General features: G+C 72.6%; 24 protein-coding genes. 12 read left to right on the forward strand and 12 right to left on the reverse strand.

Annotated elements, in window-relative coordinates; genetic code table 11:
• Positions 1 to 150: 150 nt before the first annotated feature.
• The 9 genes from ACZ61E_RS23235 to ACZ61E_RS23275 form a co-directional block, all read right to left on the reverse strand.
• Entirely contained in the window at positions 151 to 1,086 is a 936-nt protein-coding gene (locus tag ACZ61E_RS23235; RefSeq protein WP_469701765.1) for a peptidoglycan-binding domain-containing protein, read from the reverse strand.
• A gap of 47 nt (positions 1,087 to 1,133) precedes the next feature.
• A complete protein-coding gene (locus ACZ61E_RS23240) occupies positions 1,134 to 2,882 on the reverse strand; it encodes a glycoside hydrolase domain-containing protein (RefSeq protein ID WP_469701766.1) in 1,749 nt (582 codons plus the stop codon).
• Positions 2,883 to 3,484: 602 nt separating this feature from the next.
• Positions 3,485 to 3,988 carry a hypothetical protein gene (locus ACZ61E_RS23245; protein ID WP_469701767.1) on the reverse strand — a complete coding sequence of 168 codons (504 nt, stop codon included), beginning with the start codon at positions 3,986 to 3,988 and terminating at the stop codon, positions 3,485 to 3,487.
• A gap of 72 nt (positions 3,989 to 4,060) precedes the next feature.
• The gene (locus tag ACZ61E_RS23250; RefSeq protein ID WP_469701768.1) at positions 4,061 to 4,246 is read right to left on the reverse strand and encodes a hypothetical protein; all 186 of its coding nucleotides are present in this window, start codon (positions 4,244 to 4,246) and stop codon (positions 4,061 to 4,063) included.
• Positions 4,247 to 5,164 (reverse strand): peptidoglycan-binding domain-containing protein, encoded by a 918-nt coding sequence (locus ACZ61E_RS23255; RefSeq protein ID WP_469701769.1) that lies wholly within the window; start codon positions 5,162 to 5,164, stop codon positions 4,247 to 4,249.
• Complete coding sequence (locus ACZ61E_RS23260; protein WP_469701770.1) at positions 5,161 to 5,691, reverse strand: thioredoxin domain-containing protein; 531 nt, start codon at positions 5,689 to 5,691, stop codon at positions 5,161 to 5,163. Before ACZ61E_RS23260 ends, ACZ61E_RS23255 begins: the two co-directional genes overlap by 4 nt.
• Positions 5,667 to 6,302, reverse strand: a complete 636-nt coding sequence (locus ACZ61E_RS23265; protein WP_469701771.1) for a MauE/DoxX family redox-associated membrane protein — start codon at positions 6,300 to 6,302, stop codon at positions 5,667 to 5,669. Before ACZ61E_RS23265 ends, ACZ61E_RS23260 begins: the two co-directional genes overlap by 25 nt.
• Positions 6,303 to 6,309: 7 nt before the next feature.
• Positions 6,310 to 7,011: a hypothetical protein gene (locus tag ACZ61E_RS23270; RefSeq protein WP_469701772.1), complete on the reverse strand. Its 702-nt coding sequence runs from the start codon at positions 7,009 to 7,011 to the stop codon at positions 6,310 to 6,312.
• An 81-nt stretch (positions 7,012 to 7,092) separates the two neighbouring features.
• A complete protein-coding gene (locus ACZ61E_RS23275; protein ID WP_469701773.1) occupies positions 7,093 to 7,344 on the reverse strand; it encodes a hypothetical protein in 252 nt (83 codons plus the stop codon).
• Between the two features lie 194 nt (positions 7,345 to 7,538).
• Between ACZ61E_RS23275 and ACZ61E_RS23280 the strand changes: the two genes are divergently transcribed.
• A complete protein-coding gene (locus tag ACZ61E_RS23280) occupies positions 7,539 to 7,880 on the forward strand; it encodes a DUF5713 family protein (protein ID WP_469701774.1) in 342 nt (113 codons plus the stop codon).
• Between the two features lie 280 nt (positions 7,881 to 8,160).
• Positions 8,161 to 8,697: a hypothetical protein gene (locus tag ACZ61E_RS23285; RefSeq protein ID WP_469701775.1), complete on the forward strand. Its 537-nt coding sequence runs from the start codon at positions 8,161 to 8,163 to the stop codon at positions 8,695 to 8,697.
• A 98-nt stretch (positions 8,698 to 8,795) separates the two neighbouring features.
• Here the strand turns inward: ACZ61E_RS23285 and ku are convergent, their stop codons facing one another.
• From ku to ACZ61E_RS23300, 3 genes are all read right to left on the reverse strand, one after another.
• Complete coding sequence (gene ku, locus ACZ61E_RS23290; protein ID WP_469701776.1) at positions 8,796 to 9,698, reverse strand: non-homologous end joining protein Ku; 903 nt, start codon at positions 9,696 to 9,698, stop codon at positions 8,796 to 8,798.
• A 440-nt stretch (positions 9,699 to 10,138) separates the two neighbouring features.
• Positions 10,139 to 10,813, reverse strand: coding sequence for a lytic polysaccharide monooxygenase auxiliary activity family 9 protein (locus tag ACZ61E_RS23295; protein WP_469701777.1), 675 nt, complete (start codon positions 10,811 to 10,813; stop codon positions 10,139 to 10,141).
• Positions 10,814 to 11,138: 325 nt separating this feature from the next.
• Entirely contained in the window at positions 11,139 to 11,738 is a 600-nt protein-coding gene (locus ACZ61E_RS23300; protein WP_469701778.1) for a GNAT family N-acetyltransferase, read from the reverse strand.
• 211 nt (positions 11,739 to 11,949) lie between these two features.
• On the opposite strand from ACZ61E_RS23300, the gene ACZ61E_RS23305 reads away from it, so the two are divergent.
• The 10 genes from ACZ61E_RS23305 to ACZ61E_RS23350 all read left to right on the forward strand — a co-directional run bounded on the left by ACZ61E_RS23305 (position 11,950) and on the right by ACZ61E_RS23350 (position 22,673).
• The gene (locus ACZ61E_RS23305) at positions 11,950 to 12,162 is read left to right on the forward strand and encodes a hypothetical protein (RefSeq protein ID WP_469701779.1); all 213 of its coding nucleotides are present in this window, start codon (positions 11,950 to 11,952) and stop codon (positions 12,160 to 12,162) included.
• A 762-nt stretch (positions 12,163 to 12,924) separates the two neighbouring features.
• Complete coding sequence (locus ACZ61E_RS23310) at positions 12,925 to 13,923, forward strand: substrate-binding domain-containing protein (protein ID WP_469701780.1); 999 nt, start codon at positions 12,925 to 12,927, stop codon at positions 13,921 to 13,923.
• A gap of 79 nt (positions 13,924 to 14,002) precedes the next feature.
• A complete protein-coding gene (locus ACZ61E_RS23315) occupies positions 14,003 to 15,538 on the forward strand; it encodes a sugar ABC transporter ATP-binding protein (protein ID WP_469701781.1) in 1,536 nt (511 codons plus the stop codon).
• An 11-nt stretch (positions 15,539 to 15,549) separates the two neighbouring features.
• On the forward strand, positions 15,550 to 16,569 hold the full coding sequence (locus ACZ61E_RS23320) for an ABC transporter permease (protein WP_469701782.1): 1,020 nt from the start codon (positions 15,550 to 15,552) through the stop codon (positions 16,567 to 16,569).
• A gap of 43 nt (positions 16,570 to 16,612) precedes the next feature.
• Entirely contained in the window at positions 16,613 to 17,710 is a 1,098-nt protein-coding gene (locus ACZ61E_RS23325) for a zinc-dependent alcohol dehydrogenase family protein (RefSeq protein ID WP_469701783.1), read from the forward strand.
• A 3-nt stretch (positions 17,711 to 17,713) separates the two neighbouring features.
• Positions 17,714 to 18,991 carry a DUF4380 domain-containing protein gene (locus ACZ61E_RS23330; RefSeq protein ID WP_469701784.1) on the forward strand — a complete coding sequence of 426 codons (1,278 nt, stop codon included), beginning with the start codon at positions 17,714 to 17,716 and terminating at the stop codon, positions 18,989 to 18,991.
• 59 nt (positions 18,992 to 19,050) lie between these two features.
• Positions 19,051 to 19,836: a FadR/GntR family transcriptional regulator gene (locus ACZ61E_RS23335; protein ID WP_469701785.1), complete on the forward strand. Its 786-nt coding sequence runs from the start codon at positions 19,051 to 19,053 to the stop codon at positions 19,834 to 19,836.
• The gene (dgoD, locus tag ACZ61E_RS23340) at positions 19,833 to 20,981 is read left to right on the forward strand and encodes a galactonate dehydratase (protein WP_469701786.1); all 1,149 of its coding nucleotides are present in this window, start codon (positions 19,833 to 19,835) and stop codon (positions 20,979 to 20,981) included. The genes ACZ61E_RS23335 and dgoD overlap by 4 nt, the downstream gene beginning before the upstream one ends.
• A gap of 97 nt (positions 20,982 to 21,078) precedes the next feature.
• Positions 21,079 to 21,711, forward strand: coding sequence for a bifunctional 4-hydroxy-2-oxoglutarate aldolase/2-dehydro-3-deoxy-phosphogluconate aldolase (locus ACZ61E_RS23345; RefSeq protein WP_469701787.1), 633 nt, complete (start codon positions 21,079 to 21,081; stop codon positions 21,709 to 21,711).
• Entirely contained in the window at positions 21,708 to 22,673 is a 966-nt protein-coding gene (locus ACZ61E_RS23350; RefSeq protein ID WP_469701788.1) for a sugar kinase, read from the forward strand. Before ACZ61E_RS23345 ends, ACZ61E_RS23350 begins: the two co-directional genes overlap by 4 nt.
• Positions 22,674 to 22,731: the final 58 nt, after the last annotated feature.

A 22,731-nucleotide genomic window follows, 5' to 3' on the forward strand; every position in this document is an offset into this window, starting at 1 on the left:
CCCCGCCGGCCGCCACCCGCACACATGGCGATCCAACTCGTCGCTTGCGTCTGCCGCCCCCACCCACCCCCCCACCCCCCCCTCCCCCCCCCCCCCCCCACCACCCCCCCCCCCCCCTCCCCCCCCCCCCCCCCCCCCCCCCCCCGGCCGCTACCTGTAGCGGATGTGCAGGTGGTTGTCGTGGTTCGGGTAGTTCGTGGTCAGCCCTTCCGCGATCAGCTGCGGATCGTTGAAGAAGATCAGCTGGACCTGGCCGGGGGCCTTCGCCCGGATCTCCTGCACGAGCCTGCGGGTCGCCGCGCGGTCATAGGTGCTCGACTGCCAGGTGATACGCCCCGCGGTGCACTGCGCCGAATCGGTGCGGATCGGCCACACGTCGATGTCCGCCCCGACCTGGTGGCTGGCGTGGCCGGGGATCGGCCCACCGTGCTCGAAGCCCGCGTCACCGACCGGCAGCTTGCCGTTGCCGGTGGTGGCGAACGTCGCGGCGGCGGCCTCCAGTTGACCGACGGCACCGGCCGTCGCCCAGTGGGCGCCCGCGTTGCCGTCGGGGCTCTGCGCGCACATCGAGCCGCCGAAGCCGATGTTCTCGTAGTGCCACAGCAGGTTCCGCCAGGTCGTCGGCCCGACGACGCCGTCCGCGCCGATTCCCGCGTGGGACTGGAAGGTACGGACGGCGGATTCGCCGGCGGGTCCGAAGGCGCCGTCGACCGTGAGTCCCGAGCCCCTCTTGGCGTTCAGCAGCGACTGGACGGCCTTCACCGCCGGCCCGTTGTCGCCCTGCCGTACGGTGACGGCGAGCGCGCCCCAGGTGGCGGGTCCGACGATGCCGTCCGCGGCCAGCCCCTTGGACTGCTGGAAGCCCACCACGGCGCTCCGTGTGCCCGAACCGAAGACGCCGTCCACCGCCACGGTCCGGCCGTGCGCGGCGAGCAGGTGCTGAAGCGCGACGACGTCGGAGCCCCGGCTGCCGCTGCTCGCCGGCGGGAACGCGGCCTGCGGGAAAGCGTGCGCGGGGACGCCGAGTCCCAGGAGCAGGGCCGCCGTCGCCGTGAACAGCGTGATGACGCGTGCGAGTCGTCCCACGATTTCCTGCCTCACTTTCCTGTCCGTCTCCGGGCCCATTAGCCTGCTCACTTCCCCGACTGAAGGGCGCTCCAGGTGGCCGGCCCGACGATGCCGTCGGCGCCGAGCCCGCGCGAGGACTGGTAGTCGCGTACGGCCTGGGCGGTGCCCGAGCCGAAGACGCCGTCGATGGCAACGGTCCGCCCGAGCGCGGCGGTCAGCGCGCGCTGCACCCGTGTGACGGCCTCTCCCGTCGAGCCGTTCTGGACGGTCGGGGCGGAGCCGCGGGACAGCAGAGCGGTCCAGGTCTTCGCGCCGACCACACCGTCCGCCGCCAGTCCCTTGCTGCTCTGGAAGTTCCGGGCGGCGGTGGCGGTGGCGGACCCGAAGATCCCGTCCGGGGCGCCCGGGTCGAAGCCGGCGGATTTCAGCAGGCACTGGGCCGCCTTGACCTGGTCTCCGGACGACCCGCTCTGGACGGTGTTGTATCCGGTGAAGTTGTAGTTCGCCCCCGTGCAACTGGCCGGGGGCGGGGTGCCGTTGCCCACGTCCAGGTAGTCGCGGTCGATGTTGATCGAGTAGCCGCCGTAGGACTCCGTGACCTCACCCGCGTACTGGTGGATCCGCTGGTGGTTTGACCAGTAGCCGGCCGGCACGTAGGAGCCGGTGTCGGTGTCGGCCGCGCCGTTCCACCACGCGTAGAAGAGGTGGTCGACCCGTGTGTAGGCGCTGTTGTCGTACTCGCTGGCGGCGTCCCTGATGCCGGAGGCGGCGCTGGAGTAGAGCCCCGACAGATAGCCGCTGGTGTGCAGCCGCTCGGTCCAGCCCGACAGGTACGACATCACCGACGCCTTGCAGGAGGCCGTGGAGGTGTACGCCTCGATGTCGCTGTAGATGGCGCTGCCCGCCGGGACACCGAGGTTCGACGCGGCGGTGATGGCGCTCGCGGCGGCGGTGACGCCCTGGGATCTGGCCGTGGCCGGATCGGTGGAGATCTTCAGCGAGTAGCTGGTGCACGGCGCCTGGCGGCCGACGTCGATGGGGAACAGCCGCCACCCGTTGTTGGTCTGGGCGGTCACCCAGCTCGCCGTCAGATTCGGCTGGGAGCAGGCCCGGAACGAGCCACTGATGTAGACGCCGACCGCGCTGTACGGCGAGCTCGACTGCCAGGCGTTCATGGCGGCCTGTGAGGGCGCGGCGCAGGCGTCGAAGCCCTTGCCCAGGTAGCTGCCCGGCTGCGGCCCCGCCGCGGCCGGCGCCGCGGCCTCGGACCGCTGGTCCGCGCGGGGCAGCGCGGTGCGCTCGGCGTCGTCGGTGAGGTGGGCCGAGGCGAGAACCTCGCGCACCACGCCCTCGGTCTCGGGGGTGTGGGCGGCGGTCACGAGGACGCCGGCGTCCTCGACCGCGATCTGGATGGTGTCGTTGCTGGACGCGGCGGTCGGGGCGGTCGCCCTGCCGCGCTGGGTCCGCGCGGTCGCCGCGGTCGCCTGGCCCGCGGAGCGGGCGGTGATGGGCTCCACAACGATGCCCGCCGTACGGCCGACGACTCCGGCGGGGCAGTCGTTCTGGTCGGCGGGCTCGCCCAGGTAGACGGCGGGTCTGTCGAACCGGAGACAGGCGCGCGGGTTCTCGGCCAGATCGACCACCTGCCATTCGGCGGGCACCTCGATGCGGTAGCCCTGGTAGGTGACGGTCCGCAGGCTCTCGGACGGGGAATCGGCAACGGCGGAGCCGGGGACGGCGAACGCGCCGATACTGGCGAGCACCGCCAGCAGGGCCGTTCCGGCGCGGGCGCGCCAGGGGGTGCGGGACGACATCGGAGCACTCCTACTCGAAAGTGGGGACGAGGGGGCGGGGGGAGCGGTGTGGGGAGGGCGTGCCTTGCGAACGTGCCGTTCAGACGCCGTGATCGGGCGGCGCCGGCCAGGAGTGGCCGGTGCGTCGGCGCGTGGGGGCGGCGCGCCGTGCGAGATGACCGGCATGCGCATGACAATCGTGAACAAGCCGCCCTGAACGCCTCACCGTCGCACCTCCGTGACGAGCCCCCTCCCGCGTCCCCGCGTACGGGCCGAGGCGAGTTTGGCCTCCATGACCCCTGCGTGTCCACACCGCCACCATCTGCCACAGGACCAGACCTCCGACACAACTGCCCCGCAGGCCACGGCCGTTGTGCCCTGTCATGACACCGGACGGTTGCACCCCCTGGAGCATGTCCGGAAAGTCCCGCCCGGCGGCCCTCGACCCCCGGCACGGCACCTCGCCTCCGAGGGCGCGCACAGAGCTGCCCACGCGTTGCCGGAGCCGGCCGAGGACGCCCGGTACGGGGCCGCCCGCCTCGCGACGCACCGCACCGGACGCCGGGGCCCGCCCCGCCTCGTGGGCGGACGGCGCCCCTTTCCGGGCACGCCCCGGCAGATCCCTAGGAGAGCACCGCACAGGCGGCAGCGGCGATCAGCACGGAGCACAGGACGGTCACGCCGCTCAGCCGCCGCGCGAGCAGGTCGTCCCAGCGCTCCCCGTCCCCCGACAGCCTGCGCAGGGTCGGGGTGAGCGCCCGCCCCGCTCCGAAGCCGAGCCCGGCCGCCAGCGCGGGCACGTAGGAGCCACCGGACAGCAGCACCGCGACCGCCAGCGCGTACGGCGCGCTCGCCGAGACGTAGGTGCGCACGCCCGTACCCAGCTCGAAGCCGAACTGCAAGGCGCCGCGCGCCAGATGACGGCGCAGCACGTCCTGCGGTATCTGCCGGGCGTTCTGCGGCAGCCGGAGTGACAGCTTGCCCGCGTCACGCAGCGCGGCGAGCAGCGCGACGGCCACGATCAGCCCTTGCCGCACCCCGGCCGGAAGCGGTGTGAAGAGACCGGACAGGAGCCACAGCACTCCGGCCGTGAGCACACCGCCGGCCAGCAGGCCCAGGGTGAACACGCCGAGGACCAGCGCCTGTCTGTACGTCGCCCGCCAACCTGGCGAGGCCAGCGCGAACGCGCTGTTGCGCGTTCAAACGGAGCCGGAGAGCGAGTAGCCGGCCAGACCGCCGGTGATCGCCCAGGTCAGCATGGGGGAGTAGAGGACGGCGGCGACCGCCGCGATCCCCAGGACAGCGAGCGGCAGCGCGGGATCGGTGAGCGCCCGTACGGCACGGGCGCCGTTCGGCCGGGCCGCGGGACGGCCGGACCCGCTCATCTAGACCGTTCCGGTCAGCGTGAGCCAGGTGTTCTGACCGACCACACCGTCGGCGGTCAGGCCGTGCAGGGACTGGAACGAGACGACGGACTGCCGGGTGAGCGAACCGAAGTTGCCGTCGACCGTCAGCGCGTGGCCGTGCTTGTTGAGCTGCCGCTGCGCGCCGCGCACGGCGTCGTTCACGTCTCCCTGGCGCACGGTGACGACCAGCACCGGCCAGGTGGCCGGACTGACGCTGCCCGTGGGGCTCAGTCCCTTCGCCGACTGGAACGCGTCGACCTGTGCCTCGGTGTCCGGTCCGAAGATGCCGTCGGCGGTCGCCGGATGACCGTGGTGGGTGAGCAGGTGCTGGACGGTGTGGACGTCGGGCCCGGTGGCGCCGCGGCCGAGGGTGGGCCAGCTGATGGAGCCGGGGCAGTCGCAGTCGGTGGTCCAGCGGCAGATCGACTTCACCCAGCCGGAGCCGGTGTCGCGGTACCCGTCGTGGCAGCGCCGCTCGATGCCGCAACCGCAACTGCCGCACGCCGCGCTGTAGCGCCACAGCCAGCCGTCGTAGGTACCGGCGTAGCACTGGTTGGGCCGCAGCGTCCAGGTGACACCGTCCGACCGGTGGAAGCCGGTGTTGGCCCCCGACGTCACGCACGCGTCGGCGTAGACGGTGCTCGGCCCGCAGCCCGGGGAGCAGTTGTGGTCGGCGGCGTAACTCGGGCAGTCACCCGTCCAGATGTCGTAGCCGTCGGCGTACGCCTGCCGGGCGGCGGTGAACACGCCCAGCGCGGCGAAGCCCGCGGCGGTCGCCGCCTGGAGCACCGTGCGCCTGCGCGGCGCGAAGGACGGCAGGGCCCCGCGCCTGGTCCGGGGTCCGCGGCCACCGCTCCCGGAGTGGCGCAGCGTGGGGACGTCGTCCAGTGAAGTCACGGCAGGCTCCTCGGCGTTGCGGGGTGGATGTCGTCGAGCAGCCGCAACAGCGCGGTGGGTGAACCGAGCGGCTCCGAACGGGCGATCCGGCCCTCGGGGTCGATGGCCACCGCGTAGGGGGTGGCGGGGATGTCGTAGGCGGCGAACAGCTCCGGACGGTGGTCCCTGACCGGTACGGCGCCTTCCTCGGCCTGTGGCCCGGCGCCCGCGTAGAACCCGAGCACCGGCGGCGCACCGGCGCCCTGGCGGGCCGTCCAGGACCGGGCCTCCGCGAGCACCTCGCCGCACGTACGGCAGTCGGCGTCGAGGAAGAGCAGCAGCGCGGCGCGGCCCGGCGTCAGGAGGCCGTCGAGCGCGGCGGGATCGAGACCGGGCGCCGACGCGCCGGGTGCGATGCCCACCCGCCCGGGGTGGTGCCCCTGCGTTCGGGACAGCTGGTGCACCTGCCTGATCAACCCCGAGACGACCAGCGCGAGCAGCGCGATCGCCGCCCACGAGGCGATCACGGCGCTGGTGGTGAAGTCCATCGCGTCGACACTCCTTCGGCAGTCCGATGCACAGTGGTCCCGATCGGGTGGTGAACGGCGGCCCCGGCCGACGCGGGAACGGATGCCGCGCCCGGCTCGTGCATGGCGGCGGGCAGGGACCACAGCAGCACGGTGCAGGCGGGAGCCGCGAGCAGCAGTGTGGCCAGTTCCGGTGCGGAGAGCTGTACGGGCCCGGCCACCGCCAGGGCCGCGCCGGCCAGTGCGAGCCCCGCGAGGGCCACGGCCCGCCGGGTCACCCAGCGGCTCAGGGGCAGATCCTGGTGCGAACACCCGCACGGCCCTCCGCGGCCCAGGGCGAGAGCGTGCCGGGTGTAGCCGGCGTACAGCCCGAACAGGACGGTCCCCAGGGCGAGTACGGCTTGCAGACCCCGCTGGTGACCCGTCAGCAGGGCGACCGCGCCACCCACCGCCAGGGCGCCCTCGCCGAAGGGCACGGCGGCGGCGGCGAACCGGCGGAGCCGGGTGCCCAGCACACCGTGCGCCCGCAGCGCCTCACCCAGGGCGGCAGGACGGACCGCGTGCGACGCCACACCCAGGAACAGGCTCAGCACGACGATCGAGGCGGTCAGTGCGCCGTAGAAGCCGCTCACCGCGGGCTCATCCCGTGTGCCGCAGCGCGAGCCGCCCGACGAGCTCGGGCACCCGCTCGACGCGAGTCGACGTCAGCGGCACCAGCGTGGCCCAGATCTCGGTGGAGGAGAGCACGAAGAACGGACTGCCGTCGGAGAGCGTGTCGCGGAACAGCTCACCCGAAGCGACCCTGACCCCCTTCCAGGGAGGGAGCTGGGCGGTGTGCTCCTTCGTCCGCCGGGACAGCTCCAGCAGCCCGAGCCCCGGCACCTCCTTGATCACCGTCGCGGGCCGCGCGAAGGCGCTCCCGGCCGCCCGGTCCGGCCGCAGGGTGAGCCCGTGCTCGGTCTCCGCGACATGCACCGACCGGAGCAGCCCGAGCACCTCGGCATCGCTCAGCCCGTAGAGCCGGGTCACGAGTGCGTGGCGCTTGCCCCGCCACACGACGAGCGACGGCCGTTCCACGAGCCCTGAACGCGGCTCGCGCTCGACCGACCGGAAGATGCGCAACGTGCCCTTCTGGAAGGTGAGTTCGGACTCGGGTGACACGAGACCGAGGGAAGCGGCGACATCGTCCCCCAGGGACGCCGTCCCGGCGGTGAACTCGACCAGCCGGCCGCCGGCCACCACTTCGACGGCCGAGGTGGAGGGCGATCCGAGATCGAGGTCGCCTTCCAGGTGGTACGTCCCGCCGTCGAGGGCACGATGAGTGACGAACGATGTGACCATGTGCATCCTCCCTGCGAGGGCGGGGGTCCGTGCGACACCGCGGCCGCACGGCAACCTAGACAATAGTCATGCCCCCGTCAATCACACCTCGCCCGGCCAGGGCGCCCACCCGGTCGGCGTGGCGGAGGTCTCCCCCCGGCTCCAGGGAGGTGTGGGGTGGCCCTCGCGGCCGTACGTGCGGCGGTTCTGGGCACGGACCTGGTTGGTGGGCAGGCGGTGACTGATGGCCGGAACCGGCCACGGCGCGGGGCTCGCCAGTTCGTGGTCTTCCTGCGGCTCCGCGTCGACAAGGACGTCACCCTGTTCTCTACGGCTGACGTCGCCCGGCGCCACCGGCTCACCGTGACCAGTGGTCCCAGGAGTCGGCTGAGGAGCTCCTCGGCCCAAGTTCGAACGGACTTGAGGCCGGTGTCGACCGGCACCAGGTCACACACCGGGAGCCTGTTGAGCCTCGGTCCAGTCGCGCCCGTTGTCAGTGGTGTCGTGCATGATCGGCGCGTCACTGTTTCCAGGGATGGGGGAGCGCCATGTCGATCACGAACGAGCAGGTATCAGGGCACGCGTTTCTGCGGCAGATGTATGCGGACTCCTACTTCCCCGATCACGTCGTCGACCAAGGCAGGGTGATCCTGTTGCGGCTGTGCGAGCGGATAGAGGCTGAGCAGCCGTCGGATCTGAAGGCCCTGTACGCGCTGGCCCAAGCCGCCACGGAGGAGTTCAACCGCTTGGAGGCGGAGTTCGAGGCAGCCGGGAGTGAGATCGAGACGGTTGCGCGCGAGGTGATCGCTGAGGATTTCTGGTTTGTCGCGTCGGCATACGGATTCGCGGACGCGGATGTGGAGGAACTGATCGCCACCCGGGACTGGTGAGGGACGACCGGACCGATCGCAGCCGTTCATGGGTGTTGCCATCAGCACGATCGCCTTGTGGCGGGTGGCGAGTTCGTCGCATCTCGTGTCTCGTGGTCACCTGTCATCGGCTCTGTCGCACTTCGGGGACAGCCGCCGCGAGGACCCGGCTTCATGCGGTTACGGACCTGATCAGCCTTCTCCGGGGTTCGGCGCCCGTTGCGCGTGGCGTTGCCCTGCTTCACGTCGGGCGGGTGAGGATGTGCGGACCCTGGCCCTCCTTCCGCACCGAGGCGATGACATGCCCGAGCGTGCCGACCATGCCCGCCGTAAGAGCGTCGCGGCGAGGTTGAACCTGCCGCACCGACCGCCGGAGCAGTCGCTGTTCAGCGTCATCTACGGCCTGGTGCTGGCCAGTGCCCTGGTGGCCGCGCTGGACGCGACGGGAGACACGGCCGATCCGGGTCCGGACGCGCTGTGGGTGCTGCTCACCGCGCTTGCGTCGGGCGCCGCGCACGGGTACGCGCGTGTCATCGCCCAGCGCGCGTCCGCCGACGGGGCGGCCACCGTGAGCAGACTGAGGCTGGTGCTCGCCGAGTGGCCACTGGTCGCCGCCGTGCTTCCTACGGTGGGGATCCTGCTCGCCGCGGTCGCGGAGTGGTGGGCCGAAGCCACGGCCGTGGACGCGGCCCTGCTGTTCAACACCGTCGCCCTGTTCTGCTGGGGCGCCTGGGCCGCCCGTACGGCCGGGCACGGATGGCCGTCCTCGTGCCGGGCGGGGGCCCTGGACATGCTGATCGGCCTCGTGATCATCGTCGCGAATGCCCTGATCAAGTAACCGGACCACCAGATCGCGCGCCGGCCGGGACGCTGCCGGGGCGCCGCCCGCGACCGGCGGCCCCTACCGCATCCGGAGGGAGAAGCCGCAGATGAGCCCTACGCCGAGCGCGGCTTACGGCCAGACGCCTTCTTCGCCGTCTTCTTGGCCGGGGCCTTCTTCGCGGTGGTCTTCTTCTTGCGGGCGGGCATGTCGTGCACGGTGGCGTCCTCGCCGGTCTCGCCCCGGGACTTCTTGGCCTGCTGCACGGACTGCTCCAGCGCGGACATCAGGTCCACCACCTGGCCGCTGCGCTTCGTCTCGCCCTTCGGCGCGGCCGGGGTCCTGCCCTCGGCCTTCGCCCGGATCAGCTTCTCGACGGCGTCGGTGTAGGTGTCGCGGAAGCCGGACACCCCGTCCAGCTGCATGGTGTCCATCAGCGCGAGTGCGCCCTCGATCTCGCTCTCGTCCAGCTCGACCGGCGCCGGCGCGAGTTCGGAGGGGTCGCGCACCTCGTCGGGCCAGTGCATCTGGTGCAGCACCATCGCGTCCCCCTTCACCGACAGCAGCCCCAGCCGCTCCCGTCCCCGGAGCGCGTACTTGGCGATGGCCGCCTTGGAGGACCGCTCCAGGGCCTTCCGCAGGAGGGTGTACGGCTTGGCGGCGACCTCGCCGGCGGCCTCGAGGTAGTAGGTGTCTCCCAGGCGGATCTGGTCGATCGTGCCGCGGTCGACGAAGGCGACGACGTCGATGGCTTTCGCGGTCGGCAACGGCATGGCCGCCAGCTCGTCGTCCGAGATGGGGATGATCTTGTCCTTGGCCACCTCGTAGCCCTTGCCGATCTCGTCCGAGGTGACCTCCTCGCCGTCGATCTCGCAGATCTTCCGGTTCCTTACGAGGCCCATGTCCTCCAGATGGACCCGGCGGAAGCGGATGCTGTGGTCCTCCGTCGTGGGGAGCAGCCGGATCGGGATCGTGACCAGGCCGAACGAGATGGCACCGCTCCATACGGCTGATGGCATGCGACCCTCCGTGGCCGGACGGCGGCCGGGCCGCCAGTAGGGAGAACAAGGCGGGCGAACCGCCGCCCGTACCTCGATCCTCACCCCACTCCGTCCGGCTCGCACCATGAGCCGGGGCACGGAGACCCGGACCAGGTCCCGGACTCGGCAACGCCGTGGCCGACGGGTGCCCGGCAACGAAGCCGGACCGTGCTGCGGCGACTGCGGCGACTGCGGCGACCGTGGCGACTGCGGCATCCGCGAGGTGGGCGGTGGTAGGGCCCCGGGCATGAAGGCTCGTTCTCGCCCGTGTCCGCGAGCGGTGAGTCAAGTGCGGAACGCGGAAAGCCCCGTCGGGCAGGGTGACCCCATCGGGGTCCCTGCCCCGACGGGGCTCGGTCGGCCCGGCGGCGGCTATCGGCGCCCGGCCGAGGCCGGTGCCGCGTGCGGTGCGTTGCGGCTCAGCCGAAGTTCACGTCGCTGCACCACATGTAGGCCTGGTCGATGTGCGATGCCTGCCAGATCACGAACAGCATGTGGTGTCCGGTGTAGCCGGAGGTCCGGACGGGGAACGTGATGTCCTGTGCCGGGGCGAAGCGGCCGGTCTGCGTGATGAAGTCGAGGTTGCTCCAGCCCAGGGTCTGGGTCTTGGGGTCGAAGCCCTGCTTGCTCACGTAGACCTTGAAGTAGTCGGCACCGTGGGACGCCTGGTCGTACATGTGGACCGAGAAGTTGTCGCCGATGGTGGTGGTCTTCCACGGTCCGGGCTTGTCCAGGCTGGCGTTCCTCGAAAGGTTGTTGCTGCACAGTGTCCCGTCGGGGGTCCGTGCCTGGAACTGACCCCCGAGCCCGTCGCGGAGCGCGCTCATCCAGTTCCACATGGTGTCGGGGTTGGCCTGGAAGGCCTGCCAGCACATGGGGTCCTGGGTCTGCATGGCCGGGTTCGTGTGGTCGTTGCCCCAGGTCTTCCAGCACTGGTACGCGCGGGTGGCGGGGCCGACGACGGTGCCGTGAGCCTGGGCGGGGGTGGACCAGGCGAGGGCTCCGACGACCACGGCGAACAGCATGACGAGCGCCTGGAGAGGCTGGCGGAGGGACGATCGCGAACGTCCGGTCAACGGACTCTTTCTGCGCATGGTGGGGGACTCCTTCCAGTTGCAGGGCTGTTGTGGGAGCGCTCCCAACATAGGGATTCCGGGTGAGATGTCAATGAAGCGGACGGAGTTGATTACGGGGGTGGGTGGCGAGGCGGGAACCTGCCGTGAGCCGGACCCGGAATTGCGTCTGGTTCCGCTTCGAACCGGACGCCGACGGCTGCGTGATCCGGCAAGGTGAGTCACGGGAGCCCGGAAGCGAGGCGCTGACCGCTGCCTCGCTGACCGAATGGCGGGAAGCCCGAAGGGACGGCCGGTCAGTCGAATACCAGAACGTCCACCGTCCGACCGCGGAGCACGTAAGCACTCAGGCCGGAGCGAGGGCGCGGGTGACGACCCAGCGGTGCGGTGAGATCGGCCGTGTCCGAGTGAAATCGTGGTCCTCGAAGACAGCCATCGGGCCGGTGTGCAGGAACGATCCCGACACCGACCGGTCGTCGGTTTCCTCGGGATAGCCTTCGACCAGGCCACCGCCCTGACCCCTGATCTCTGCCAGCGCACCGCCGAGAGCGGCATGAGCGACGCCGCGCCCGCGCAGGCCCTTTCCGGTGAAGAAGCAGGTGATGCGCCAGTCCGGCAGCGCCGTGAGGTCCTTCTCGTATGCGCGCTTGCTCTTGATCTCCGGCAGTTCGGCCGGCGAGCCGAACTGGCACCAGCCAAGGCAGTCGTCGCCTTCGAATACCAGTGCCGCACGGGTCCGGCCCTCCCGGACTCGCTGCTCCTTCTCGGCCCGGTTCTGCTCCGGAGTGCGCCCCTTTCCGACCTTGACATGGAAGCCCATGCACCAGCAGCCGCCCCACACGCCGTTATGTGCCTCGACCAGTCGGGCGAACGCGGGCCACGTGTCCGCGTCCAGTGGCCGGACGGTGAAAGGGGGAGCGGTCGCATCGCCTCCACTGCGGCTCATGAACGCCTCCTCGAAATGTGTACCGCGCTCCGTCGATCCAACAGGCTTTCGTCCACGGCGACAATGCCCTGACCTGCGTGCGGGATGGAACGCGCTCGACGCACTGCCCCGACCGGCGAGTCCGTGGGTGCCGGCGGAGCCGATGCGGGCATGGATTCTGGATCTTCGGGAACGTGAACCGCGTTACGGTTTGGTCTGGTTGGAGGACGGCATGGGCAGTCGCAGGTGGCAGATGATCCCGTCGAGCATGGGTATGAGTGCCCTCTACCTGGTGGTCGGCGTCGTCCTCGCCATCAGCGCCGCGAGTCGGCTGATGGACGGGATGGCCGTGCTGCCCCTGCTTTCCGGCCTTGCCGCGGTGGCGGTCGTGATCACCGGGATCGTGGGTCTGGTGCGCCACGGGTCACGCACCCCGGCCCGCTGATCCGGCCGGGCCCCCTCGGGCCGTAGTTCTGCGAAGGCATGGGAGGCCCCTGCCGCTCACCGGTCGGCGCACGCCGGACCCGAAGTGACCGGCGTGGGGCCTTTCGGCTGACTCGACCGAGCGCCGTCCGCGATCCCCAGCCGTTCGACCGCGTCAGCGAGCCGGGACGGGACGCGGTCTCGACCGCAGGAAGCGGCCGTAGCCGCCGAATCCCCCGGCACACACCGTCGCAGGCGGGACACCGGACAGCGGCGCGCGCTGTCGCACGGCGGGGTACGTCCGGTAGTGGACGGCCACCGCCGGAACCCCGTCAGCCGGCGGCAGGCGCCACCGCCGGCCACCTCGGGGACGGTCCCGCCCCGTTTCCCGGGCCACCTTCACGCAGTCGACCGCGAACGGTCGCGTCCGCGGCCGGGTGATCATCTCTCTCTTCCCTCCCCCTCCCGCAACGGCTCGGACAGTCTTCAACACCCCACCCACACCCGAACACTGCCCGATTCACGTGCGGTCGGTGTCTCCGGGGCCCGTTCGGCAACGGACGCGGGGTGGACCCGGACCCGGACCCGGACCCGGACCCGGACCCGGACCCGGACCGGGGGCGCGGCGCGGGCTGGGCGTCGGCGGCCACGTCAATCAAATCATTAATTAGCAATTAATCTTGACCTTACTCGGGTGAACCTTCCATACTCTGAGCACGCCTTGGCGGCGATCCGCACCGATTGCGGTCGTACGCAGCTTTTGTATGTGATTCGGAGTGGTGTCATGACGGACGGCAGGAAGCGGCATCGCACCGCGCTCGCCCTGTGCCTCGGCCTTGCGCTGACGATGGTCGCGCTGGCCGGGTGTGTGCCGCGGGCGGGGGAGGGCGGCCGGGTCGGGCTGGTCTACATGGACGCCCAGGGCTACTACGCCGGCGTCCGCAAGGGCATGCAGGATTCGGCCGGCCGTCTCGGCGACGGGGTCCAGCTGCTGGAGCTCAACGCCCAGGGCGACGCCTCCAAGGAGAGCACCTTCGTGGACGCCGTGAGCGCCGCCGGGGTGGAGGCCCTGGTGCTGTCGCCGGTCTCCACCACCGCATCGATCCCGGCCGTGCGCCTGGCTCACGAGAGCGGTGTCAAGGTGGTCTGCTACAACACCTGCCTGACCGACGAGGCGACGAAGAAGTACGTCAGCGCGTGGGTGCTGGGCGACCCGGTGAAGTTCGGTGAGCTGGCCGGCGCGGAAGCGGCGAAGTACTTCCGGGCGAAGGGTGTCGACGACCCCCGGATCGCCGTGCTCAACTGCGAGACGGTCGAGGTCTGCATCCAGCGCCGGGTCGGCTTCGAGAAGGCGCTGTTCGCGGAACTGCCCGAGGCGAAGATCGTCACCAATCAGCAGGGCACCACGATCGACCAGGCCGTCGAGGTCGCGGACCGCATCCTCAGCGCCCAGCCCCGGGTCGACGCCTTCTACGGCGAGTCCGGCGGCGCCACGATGGGCGCGGTGCGCGCCGTCCGCCAGCGCGGCTTCACCGGCCGGACGGTGGTCTTCGGCAGCGACATGACCACCGACCTGGCCCGGGAGCTGGCCGATCACGAGGTACTCAAGGCCGACGTGGACATCTCCGGTGTCGAGGTCGGCGAGTTGGCTGCGCGCACCACCGCCAGGGTCATCGGCGGCGAGAAGCTCGACGACCCCGTCGTCCCCGCCCCGGTGACGCTCTACTCCACACCCGAACAGGCCCGTGAATGGCTGCGCGCCCACCCGGACGGCCTGCCGTGACGGATGTCGCGGCACCGGCAGCCGCCGGCACCGCGCCTCCCGCCCCCCTTCCCGTCCCTCCGGTTCCCGTGGAGCGAGCATGACGACCTCCCCATCGCAGCCCGGTGAGGCCGGCCCCGTGCCGGCCGCCGAGGCGAGCGGCCTGAACAAGCAGTACCCGGGCGTCCGCGCCCTGGTCGACGTAGATTTCCGGATCGAGCCGGGCGAGGTCCGCGCTCTCCTCGGGCGCAACGGAGCGGGCAAGTCCACGCTCATCCGGATGCTCTCCGGTGTCGAGGTCCCCGACAGCGGCGACGTTCGCATCGGCGGGGAGGTCCTCGGCGGCGGCGGGGTGCGCCGGGCGGCCGAACTGGGCGCGGCCACCGTGCACCAGGAGCTGAGCCTGGTCCCCGAGATGACGGTCGCCGAGAACCTGTTCCTCGGGCAGTGGCCCCGCCGCGGCGTGTCCGGCGTGGACTACCCACGGATGCGCCGCGAGGCCGCCGAGGTGCTGGCCGAACTGGACGTGCGCGTCAGCCCGGAGGCCACGGTCGTCTCCCTCTCACTGGCCGAGCAGCAGCTCGTCGAGATCGCCCGGGCCGTGCGCCGCCGGCCACGGCTGCTGATCCTCGACGAGCCGACCAGCGCGCTGGCCGCGGGCGAGGCGCGCACCGTCCTGGACGCGGTCGGCCGGATCTCCGCTTCCGGCGTCGCGGTGATCTACGTGAGCCACCGGCTGGACGAGATCCGGCAGGTGGCGCGCAGCGTCACCGTCGTCCGGGACGGCAGCGTGGTGGACACCGTGGACGTACGGGAGGCGACGACCGCGCAGATCGTCGCACTCATGCTCGGCCCGGCCGCGCGTGAGCGGGAACCGTTCGCGCCGCGCGCCGTGGACCGTACCGGCACCCCGCTGCTCTCCGTCCGGGGGCTGACGCTGCCACCGAAGCTGGAGGACGTCACGTTCGACCTGTACGCGGGGGAAGTGCTGGGCATCGGCGGGCTCCTGGGGTCGGGACGCAGCGAACTGCTGCGCTCCGTGGCCGGCTTCGAGGCCGCGGCCGGGCGCACGATCACCTTCGAGGGCCGGCCGGTCGCCCGCCCCACGGCGGCGGCGATGAAGCGACTCGGCGTCGGCATGACGCCCGAGGACCGCAAGGGCGAGGGCATCGTCCCGCTGCTGGGCGTGGGCGAGAACATGACGATGTCCTGGTTCGCCGGGATCAGCGGCCGGACCGGCCTCTCGCCCCGCCGGTCCGCTGAGGCCGGTGAGGACCTGGTGCGGCGCCTCGCGGTGAAGACCCCGGGCCTGGACACCCCCATCGTCAACCTCAGCGGCGGCAACCAGCAGAAGGCCGTCATCGGCCGCTGGCTGCACGCCCGCAGCCGGGTGCTGCTCCTGGACGAACCCACCCGCGGTGTGGACGTCGAGGCCAAGCAGCAGATCTACGCCCTGATCCGGGCCTTGGCCGACGAGGGCGCCGCCGTCGTCTTCGTCTCCGGCGAACTGGAGGAGCTGCCGCTCGTCTGCGACCGGGTCCTGACCCTCCAGAACGGCCGTTTCACCCGCGAGTTCCTCGCACCCGACATCACTCTCGACGACATCATGGCCGCCACCATGGCGGTGGAAGTGTGAGGCAGACAACCATGTCCTCGACCCTTGTGGCCGGCAAGCAGTCCGGCCCCCCGTCACCGGCCGCCGGCGCCGCCCGCGTCCGCCGGACGCGCCATCTCAACGAACTCGGGCTGCTGGCCGCCGTCGTGGTGCTGTACATCGCGCTCGGCGCCACCGCGGGCGGGTTCCTCAGCTCGGACAATCAGCTCGGCATCCTGCGGGACGCCGCCATGGTGGGCATCCCCGCGCTCGGTGTCACGCTGGTGATCATCGCCGGGGAGATCGACATCAGCATCGGTCCGGCGGTGGCCTTCGCCTCGGTGCTGTTCGCCAAGGGCGCCACCGAGTGGGGCCTGGGACTGCCCGTCGCTCTGCTGCTCACCCTGGTCGCCGGGGCGCTGTGGGGATCGGCGGCGGGCTGGCTGCGTGCCCGCTTCGGGGTGCCGTCCTTCATCGCGACGCTCGGGCTGTGGAGCGCGCTGGGCGGTCTCGCCCTGTACACCACGAACGCGCTCCCGGTCGCCACCCCGGGCGGCGGATTCATGGACGCGCTGGGCGGCAAGATCCTCGGCGTCCCGACCCCGGCGATCGTGCTGGTGCTGCTGTTCCTGGCGTTCTGGTACATCGCCCGGCGGACCGCCTACGGGCGCTCCGTCTACGCGGTGGGCGGCAACGCGCCGGCCGCGCGGCTGGCCGGTATCCCGATCGGCCGGGTACGCGTCATCCTGTTCGCGACCACGGGGCTCCTCGCCGCGCTCACGGGCATCCTGATGGCGGCGCGCCTGGGTTCGGGCAACGGCGGCGCGGCCGCCGGGCTGGAGTTCGACGTCATCGCCGCCGTCGTCATCGGCGGCACCGCGCTGGCCGGCGGCCGGGGGAGCCTGGTGGGGACGATGCTGGGCGTCGTGTTCATCTCCGTCATCGCCAACGGTCTGGTCCTGCTGGGGGTCAACTCCTTCCTCCAGGACGTCGTGCGCGGCGTGATCATCGTCGGGGCCGTGCTCATCAACGTCGTCATCTCCCGCAAGGGCCTCGCGACGCGCGCGACCTGACCTGCCCGCCACGACCCTGCCCGACCCGCACGAAGGACACACCATGAGCGAGACCACCACCCCGCCCGCCACCATGCGCGGCGTCCACCTGCCGGGGAACAGCACCGCCGAGGTGCGGGAGATGCCGGTGCCGGTGCCCGGTCCGGGACAGGTACTGCTGCGCGTGGGCGCGGCCGGTATCTGCGGCAGCGACATCGGCTACATCTACCGCGAGCACAAGACCCACCGCGGGGTGGACGGTCCCGCGTACCGGGGCGTGGTCGCCGGCCACGAACCCAGCGGCACCGTCGTGGCGACGGGCCCGGGTGTGCGGCGGCACCGGCCGGGCGACCGGGTGGTGGTCTACCACATCGCCGGGTGCGGGCTCTGCGACAACTGCGCCCGCGGCTACCAGATCAGCTGCGCGGACCCGGGGCGCGCCGCCTACGGCTGGCAGCGCGACGGCGGCGCGGCGGACTACCTCCTCGCCGACGAGCACACCCTGGTGCCGCTGCCCGACGAGCTGAGCTTCGTCGACGGCGCGCTCGTGGCCTGCGGCTTCGGTACGGCCTACGAGGGCATCCGGCGCACGGGGGTGAGCGGTGACGACGACCTGCTCGTCGTCGGCCTCGGCCCGGTGGGGCTGGCCGCCGCCATGACCGGCCGGGGACGCGGGGCGCGCCGGGTCATCGGTGTCGAGGTCTCGCCCGAGCGCCGGAGCTGGGCGGACGGACTGGACGTCTTCGACGCCACGGTGGCGCCGGAGGACGCGGCCGTCGCAGTCGCCGCGCTCACCGGCGGGCGCGGGGCGTCCACCGCGATCGACTGCTCGGGCAGCCGCGCCGGCCGTTCCACCGCCATCGCGCACATCGCGGAATGGGGGCGGATCTCCCTGGTGGGCGAGGGCGGGACCCTGGAGACGGAGGTCTCCGACGCCCTGCTCCACAAGCAGGTCACGCTGTACGCCTCCTGGGTCACCTCGGTGCCGGTCATGGCGGAACTGGCGCGCAACCTGGTGCGCTGGGGCATCCGGCCGGAGCGGATCGTCAGCGACCGCTTCGGCCTGTCGCGGGCGGACGAGGCGTTCGCGCTCGCCGCCGGCGCGGCACGCGGCAAAGTGGTCCTCGAACCCGGCCTGGACGAACCAGGCCTGGACGGCTGACCGGTGGCCTCCGCCGACGGGTCGGTACGGGTGCGGCGCGCACCGGCCGCACACGGGGAACTGATCACGCTGGACGCCGGCGCCCTGACGGTGACCGCCGCCCCCGGGCTGGGCGGCCGGCTGCTCTCGGTGGCCCTGGACGGCGCGGAGTTCCTGTACCGCAATCCCCGTCTTCTGGACGGCGCGTTCGCGCCGCTGCCCGGCGTGCGCCCCGGCCCGCACGACGGTCCGATGGCCGACTGGCTCAACTGGGGCGGCGACAAGACCTGGCCCGCGCCGCAGGGCTGGGACGGCCCCGCGCAGTGGGCGGGGCCGCCCGACCCGGTCCTGGACTCCGGCCCGTACACCGCCCGTTTCGAGCGGCGGGACGGCGCGGCGGCCCTCGTCATGACCAGCGGTGACGATCCGCGCACCGGCCTGCGGCTGGAGCGCCGGATCCTGCTGCGGCCGGGCAGTACGGCCTTCAGCCTGGGCCTGACGATGACCAACATCGCGGCCACACGACGCCGTTGGGCCTTGTGGAACGTCACGCAGCTCGCCGGGGCGCCGGCCGATCCGGCGGGCGTCGAGGGCGTGTACCTCGGCCGTGCCGGCTCCGGGCGGCCGGCCACCGTACCGCTGGTCGCCGGTAACGGCCGGCCGCGGGTGCGCGAGGCGGCGCCGGGTGTCCTGCACGTGCCGCACCAGGACGTCGTCGGGAAGGTCGGATTCCCCGACTCGGCGGGGTGGTTGGCTCACGTAGGCCCCGGTCGCACCCTGGTGCAGCGCTTCGCCGTGCACGACGGCGCCTACCCCGACGGGGGGTCGCGTGCCGAGGTCTGGCTGGAGTGCCCGCTTGCGGAGGGGCTGCCCCATCTGGGCGGCCTGCTGCCGCGCGACCGGGTCGTCGAGTGTGAGGCGCTGGGACCGCTGACGACCCTGGCACCCGGCGCGTCGGCCTCCCTGGACGTGGAGTTCGGTGTCGGCCCGGCCGTCGGCCCGGTGGAGGCGGCGACCCCGGCCGGTTACTGGGCAGGGCTGCCCCGCGCGGGGGAGAGCGGGCGGACCGTGGGAGTCTTCGTGCCTTACGCGGCGGGCCGGCTGGAGGCCCGCGGTCCTTCGGGCACGCCGCCGCTCACGCTCGGCCGGCTGGAGCCGGGCCGCGCCTGTCCCGTCCGTCTGCCGGACGGTCAGGACCCCGGCGCGACCTGGGAGTTGACGGCGCCACTGCCCGGCGGCGGCACGGTGGCCGTGTTCCGTCTCACGCCCGGAGAGCGAGAACCCACCACTTTTAATTCATAAATAATATAGAGTGGTGCCGTGCGCACCGCGCGGAGCGCACGGCGGAGGAGGAACGGAACATGGCCGAGTACGTGGGCAGGGGCCTGCACGGGCAGATCGTGGAGACGGTCGGCACCCGCATCGTGCAGGGGCGTCTGCGGGTCGGGGAAACCCTGGACATGGCCTCCCTCATCGACGAACTCGGCATAAGCCAGACCGTGTTGCGGGAAGCCGTCAAGGTACTCACCGCCAAGGGCCTGGTCGACGCGCGGCAGAAGCGCGGCACGTTCGTCCGCCCACGCGAGCACTGGAACCTGCTGGACGCCGACGTCATCCGCTGGCAACTCGTCGCGGACGCACCGGAACTCGTCCTGCGGGACCTCGCCGAAATCCGCCTGGTGATCGAACCCGCCGCCGCCCGCCTCGCCGCCGAACGGCGCACCGATGAGGACCTCACCGCGATGGAGGAGGCACTGGTGCGCATGGGCGAGAGCTCCGGCGACCCCGCTGCGGCGGCCGAGGCCGACCTCGCCTGGCACCGCGCCCTGCTCCGCGCCACCCACAACGAACTGCTCCAGCGCATGGACGTCTTCATCGGCCCGGGCCTGGCCGAACGTGACCGGCTCGTCCACGCAGCCGAGGCCGACGATCCGGTTCCCGCGCACGAGCCCGTCCTGCGGGCCGTCCGCGACGCGGACCCCTCCGCCGCCGAACGGGCCATGCGCGCGTTGCTCGCCCGAGCCGACGCCGACCTCGCCCGCACCGCGGGCCTCTCCCGTGCCCGCACCACACCGGGGGCGGACAAGGACCGCACGGGTGCCGGCCGTGGGCACGACACCGAACCGGAGGACCGGGAAACACCGTGAAGATCACCCGCATCGAAACCTTCCGGGTGCCGCCCCGGTGGCTCTTCTGCCGCGTCGAGACGGACGAAGGGCTCATCGGCTGGGGGGAGCCGGTCGTCGAGGGCCGTGCCGACACCGTCCGCACGGCCGTCGGCGAACTGGCCGACTACCTGGTCGGGCTGGACCCGACGCGCATCGAGGACCACTGGCAGGTCATGACCCGCGGCACCTTCTACCGCGGCGGACCGGTCCTCTCCAGCGCCGTCGCCGGTATCGACCAGGCCCTGTGGGACATCCGGGGCCAGGCCCTCGGCGTCCCCGTGCACGACCTGCTCGGCGGCGCCGTCCGCGACCGGGCACGCGTCTACAGCTGGGTCGGCGGCGACGAGCCGGCCGAGATCGCCGACGCCGTCAGTGCCCAGGTCGAAGCCGGGTTCACCGCCGTCAAGATGAACGCCACCGGCCTCAGCGGCCGTCTGGCCGGCGCGGCCGACGTGGCCGCCGCGCACGCCCGCGTGGCCACCGCACGCGAGGTACTCGGACCCGAGCGGGACGTCGCCGTCGACCTGCACGGCCGCCTCGGACCCGCCGGGGCGCGCCGCCTGCTCGCCGCGCTGGAGGAGCTGCACCCGCTGTTCGCGGAGGAACCCGTCACGCCCGAGCACACCCGGCTGCTGGAGCCGCTCGTCCGCTCCACCACCGTGCCCGTCGCCACGGGCGAACGCCTCTACTCGCGCTGGGACTTCCTGCCCGCGCTCACCGCCGGTGTCGCCGTCGCCCAGCCCGACCCCTCCCACGCCGGCGGCATCTCCGAACTGCGCCGGATCGCCGCCCTCGCCGAGACCTTCGACGCCCAGCTGGCGCCGCACTGCCCCCTGGGGCCGATCGCGCTGGCCGCCTCCCTCCAGGTGGCCTTCGCGACACCCAACTTCCTGATCCAGGAACAGAGCATCGGCATCCACTACAACGACGGCGCCGAACTCCTCGACTACGTCGTCGACCCCGAGGTCTTCCGCTTCACCGACGGCCACGTCGCGCGCCCGACGGGACCGGGGCTGGGCATCACCGTCGACGAGGCCGCGGTACGACGGGCCGACGCCGCGGCGAACGCCCCCTGGCGCAGCCCCCTGTGGCGCCACCCCGACGGCTCGTTCGCCGAGTGGTGACCGCCCCGGCCCCCGGCTGCCCCGGCCCCCGGCTGCGCCGGGCGAACCCCGCCCGCCCCGTACCACCCCGTCCCGCACCCACCCGAGGACAGACCGCATGACATTCACCGACCGTCTCCGCCGTGAACGCGTGATCGCCATCGTCCGCGGCACCGATCCGCGGGCCGCCGAGAGGACCGTGCACACCCTCCGCGAGGAGGGCGTCGCCCTGATCGAGGTGTCCCTGACGACCCCGGACGCGGCCGGGATCATCGCGCGCTGCGCGCGGGAGGGCGGCGACTCGCTCATCGGCGCCGGGACCGTCCTCACCGGCGATGACGCGCGCGCGGTCCAGCAGGCCGGAGCCGCCTTCGTCGTCACCCCGGCACTGGCCGGGGGAAGCCTCACCGCACACGCGCTCGGCCTGCCCGTCGTGGCCGGTGCGCTGACCCCCACCGAGATCGTCCGGGCGGTCTCCGAGGGCGCCGCCGCCGTCAAGCTCTTCCCCGCCTCCGTCGGCGGCCCGGCCTACCTGCGCGCCCTGCGCGACCCGCTGCCGGACGTCCCGTTCGTGCCGACCGGAGGTGTCGACGCCGAGGCCGCCCGCGCCTACCTGGACGCCGGGGCGCTGGCCGTCGGTGTCGGCTCGCCCATCGTGGGGGACGCCCCGCGCGGCGGCGACACGGACGAACTGCGGGTACGGTGCCGCGCCTTCCTCGCCGCCCTCGCCGCCCACCGGGATCAGCCGTGACCGCCGGGGCGGCCACCGACGTCGTCACCCTCGGGGAGACCATGGCCGTGCTGAGGGCCGGCGGGCCGCTCCGGCTCGGCGGTGACCTGCGCCTCTCGGTCGCCGGCGCGGAGTCCAACGTGGCTGTCGGACTGGCCAGGCTCGGCCACCGGGCCCGCTGGGTGGGCCGCGTCGGCGACGACGAACCGGGCACCCTGATCCTGCGCAGCCTGCGCGCCGAAAGCGTCGACACCTCCGGCGCCCGTACCGACCCGGACGCGCCGACCGGACTGCTGCTGTCCGAACCGCGGATCGCCGGCCTGACTCGTATCCACTACTACCGGGCGGGCTCGGCCGGCTCCCGCCTCTGCCCCGAGGACGTACCGCCCGAACTGCTCGACGGCGCCCGGGTCCTGCACGTCACCGGCATCACCTGCGCCCTGGGCCCCGGGCCGCTGGCCGCGGTGCGCGCCGCCGTCGACACGGCCCGGGCCTCCGGCGTCCTGGTCAGCCTCGACGTGAACCACCGCGCCCGGCTCTGGGGTACGTCCGAGGCCGCCGACGTACTGCGCCCACTGGCCCGGGACGCCGACATCGTCATCGCGTCCGACGACGAACTCGCCCTGGCCGCCGACCCGTCGGCGCGCACCACCGAGGACCGGGTCCGCTCCCTGCTGGCCGGCGGTCACACCCGGGAGGTGGCCGTGAAGCTCGGCGGTGAGGGCGCCGAGCTGCACACCCCGCACGGGCGGGAACGCGCGCCCGCCCGGCGGGTCACCGTCCGCGACACGGTCGGCGCGGGGGACGCCTTCACCGCAGGTCTGCTCTCCGGCCTGCTGGACGGACTCGCTCCGCGCGAACGCCTGGAACGCGCCAACACCGTGGGTGCCTTCGCCGTCGCCTCCGCGGGCGACTGGGAGGGACTGCCCGAGCGCCGCGAACTGGCCCTGCTGGAGCGGGAGGACGGCGCCACGCTGCGCTGACTTCCGCCGGCCCAACGGTTCACACCGCCCGGAGACGTCCGGAGACACCCGGCCGCCG

Source organism: Streptomyces sp. NPDC104581, from assembly GCF_055583685.1.

Bases quoted from the DNA above. Each gene is read 5' to 3' on its own strand.
- ACZ61E_RS23240 (WP_469701766.1), bottom strand. From the start codon at position 2,882: ATGTCGTCCCGCACCCCCTGGCGCGCCCGCGCCGGAACGGCCCTGCTG.
- ACZ61E_RS23250 (WP_469701768.1), bottom strand. From the start codon at position 4,246: ATGAGCGGGTCCGGCCGTCCCGCGGCCCGGCCGAACGGCGCCCGTGCC.
- ACZ61E_RS23260 (WP_469701770.1), bottom strand. From the start codon at position 5,691: ATGGACTTCACCACCAGCGCCGTGATCGCCTCGTGGGCGGCGATCGCG.
- ACZ61E_RS23270 (WP_469701772.1), bottom strand. From the start codon at position 7,011: ATGGTCACATCGTTCGTCACTCATCGTGCCCTCGACGGCGGGACGTAC.
- ACZ61E_RS23280 (WP_469701774.1), top strand. From the start codon at position 7,539: ATGTCGATCACGAACGAGCAGGTATCAGGGCACGCGTTTCTGCGGCAG.
- ACZ61E_RS23285 (WP_469701775.1), top strand. From the start codon at position 8,161: ATGCCCGAGCGTGCCGACCATGCCCGCCGTAAGAGCGTCGCGGCGAGG.
- ku (WP_469701776.1), bottom strand. From the start codon at position 9,698: ATGCCATCAGCCGTATGGAGCGGTGCCATCTCGTTCGGCCTGGTCACG.
- ACZ61E_RS23295 (WP_469701777.1), bottom strand. From the start codon at position 10,813: ATGCGCAGAAAGAGTCCGTTGACCGGACGTTCGCGATCGTCCCTCCGC.
- ACZ61E_RS23300 (WP_469701778.1), bottom strand. From the start codon at position 11,738: ATGAGCCGCAGTGGAGGCGATGCGACCGCTCCCCCTTTCACCGTCCGG.
- ACZ61E_RS23305 (WP_469701779.1), top strand. From the start codon at position 11,950: ATGGGCAGTCGCAGGTGGCAGATGATCCCGTCGAGCATGGGTATGAGT.
- ACZ61E_RS23310 (WP_469701780.1), top strand. From the start codon at position 12,925: ATGACGGACGGCAGGAAGCGGCATCGCACCGCGCTCGCCCTGTGCCTC.
- ACZ61E_RS23315 (WP_469701781.1), top strand. From the start codon at position 14,003: ATGACGACCTCCCCATCGCAGCCCGGTGAGGCCGGCCCCGTGCCGGCC.
- ACZ61E_RS23320 (WP_469701782.1), top strand. From the start codon at position 15,550: ATGTCCTCGACCCTTGTGGCCGGCAAGCAGTCCGGCCCCCCGTCACCG.
- ACZ61E_RS23325 (WP_469701783.1), top strand. From the start codon at position 16,613: ATGAGCGAGACCACCACCCCGCCCGCCACCATGCGCGGCGTCCACCTG.
- ACZ61E_RS23335 (WP_469701785.1), top strand. From the start codon at position 19,051: ATGGCCGAGTACGTGGGCAGGGGCCTGCACGGGCAGATCGTGGAGACG.
- ACZ61E_RS23345 (WP_469701787.1), top strand. From the start codon at position 21,079: ATGACATTCACCGACCGTCTCCGCCGTGAACGCGTGATCGCCATCGTC.